Genomic DNA, 245 nt, shown 5'->3' with positions numbered 1-245 from the left:
AGGTCGACCTGATCGAAACGCCGGCGCCCGATGCCGTGCCGCAGCTCAAGGCCGCCGGCATGAGGATCATCGACAACGTGACGCCGCATGTCTGGAATTATCACTTAAGCGTGCTGCCGGGCTCGCCGTGGAATGATATCCGCGTCCGCAAGGCCGCCAATCTCTGCGTCGATCGCGAAGGGCTGCGCGACGGTCTGCTCGCGGGCCTGATGGTGCCGGCGACCGGCACGTTCGAGCCCGGCCAT

At 66.1% G+C, this 245-nt stretch carries 1 pseudogene; it reads left to right on the top strand.

Going from position 1 to position 245, the window contains the following annotated elements:
* Positions 1-245 (top strand): annotated as a pseudogene (locus FNJ47_RS48125) (ABC transporter substrate-binding protein); the annotation flags it as partial.

It is taken from the genome of Bradyrhizobium uaiense (assembly GCF_010811875.1).
In the GTDB taxonomy this organism is placed as follows: Bacteria; Pseudomonadota; Alphaproteobacteria; order Rhizobiales; family Xanthobacteraceae; genus Bradyrhizobium; species Bradyrhizobium uaiense.
Note: the sequence above shows the minus strand (reverse complement) of the source record. Positions and strands in the feature narration are given on the sequence as shown.